General features: G+C 61.6%; 2 protein-coding genes. Both read left to right on the forward strand.

The genetic code is table 11. The features are described 5' to 3' along the window. Positions 1–126: 126 nt before the first annotated feature. Positions 127–768 (forward strand): response regulator transcription factor, encoded by a 642-nt coding sequence (locus ACYVDE_RS22040; protein ID WP_460503687.1) that lies wholly within the window; start codon positions 127–129, stop codon positions 766–768. Between the two features lie 349 nt (positions 769–1,117). After that, positions 1,118–1,646: FAD-binding protein (locus tag ACYVDE_RS22045; protein ID WP_460503688.1), on the forward strand; the 529-nt coding region annotated here is incomplete at its 3' end.

Consider the following 1,646-nt stretch of genomic DNA (forward strand, 5'->3'; position numbering starts at 1 on the left):
CGGCCTGGGCCTGCGCAGCATCCGCGACCGCGTGGCTCTGCTGGGCGGCCAGCTCGAAATGGGCTCGCTGGCCACCGGCGGGGCCTATGTGCGCATTCGGCTCCCCTTACCACTCTCTCCAATGCCATGATACGACTATTTGTAGTGGATGACCACGCCCTGTTGCGCCACGGCCTGCGGGCGCTTTTTCAACAGGAAACCGACCTGCAGGTAGTAGGTGAAGCCGAAAGCGGTGAGCAGCTGCTCGAGCAGGTGCCCACCACGCCCTGCGACGTGGTGCTGCTTGACCTGCATATGCCCGGCCTCGACGGCCTGGCCACCACCGAGCGCCTGCGCGCCGAATGGCCCGATGTGCGCGTGCTGGTGCTCTCAATGGTAGATAATGAGCGCGCCATCGGGCAGGTGCTGGCCGCCGGGGCCCGCGGCTACATCCTCAAAAACGCCGGCCACGATGAAATTCTGGTGGGCGTGCGGGCCGTGGCCGCCGGGCGCCGTTTCCTGTGCTCGGAGTTGGGGCTGAGCGTACTCGACAAGCTGCTGGCTGGCACCCCCGAGCCGCCAGCCAAGCCCACCGGTGCCCTCTCGCCCCGCGAACACGAGATTCTGCAGCTCGTGGCCGACGGCCTCACCACCGCCCAGATTGCCGATAAGCTCTTCACTAGCCCTCGCACCGTCGAAACCCACCGCCAGAACATCATGGAGAAAACCGGGGCCAAGAACACGGCTTCTCTCATCAAAACCGCCGCCACCAATGGCTGGCTTAGCTAGCTAACCAGCATTCGGCGTGCAATGCGGCCCGGCCGTACTTGTCGCGCGTTCCTCCTCATGTTCATGCCCCGCGAATGTTGCAGCGGCTTATGCATCTGGCCTAGCGCGGTGTAAGCCGGCGCGGTGTGGCCATTGTGCTCGGCCTATGCCCAACCGGCCTGCTGTGATGGACGGGGAAGCCGTTGAATTCCGGACCTAAGTTGAGTACGCTTATGCTCAGCTTAATTGCTAACTAAGCGCTTTCCGGTCTGGCCCGTCAGGTTTCAGGCGACGTGGCCGATTGTACCTTTGTGGTTGCATAAGGAGTCGTCTTAAGCATTAAAGGATAGCCACCTTTCTTATTACACAAATGTTAAAACAAGAATTAGAAGTCCTACTTAGCCCAGAGGTAGCTTTCGATGAGCTTGCCCGTTACGAAGCCATCTTAAAAGAAGCTAACGTTTCGCCGGGAGCTGCTGATTTCGTGCATCTGCGCCGTCGTTCCATCGATGCCAGAGGTCGCCAGCCGCTGGTACGCTTGCGCGCCGACATCTACCGCAGCAGCCCCCCTGCCGACTTGTTCGGGCCCTGGTTTGTTTATCCAAATGTGAAACATAATTCACCCCGCGTAATCGTTGTAGGAGCGGGTCCGGCAGGATTGTTCGCGGCGCTGCGCTGCTTGGAGTTAGGCCTGAAACCCATTGTGCTGGAACGCGGCCGCGATGTGCGTGCGCGCCGCCGCGACCTCGCCGCCATCAACAAAGAGCAGCACGTCGACACCGATTCGAATTACTGTTTTGGCGAAGGCGGCGCAGGCACCTACTCCGACGGCAAGCTCTACACCCGCGCCACCAAGCGCGGCGACGTGGGCCGCGTGCTGCGGCGCCTGGTGCAGCACG

The organism is Hymenobacter agri (assembly GCF_054778495.1).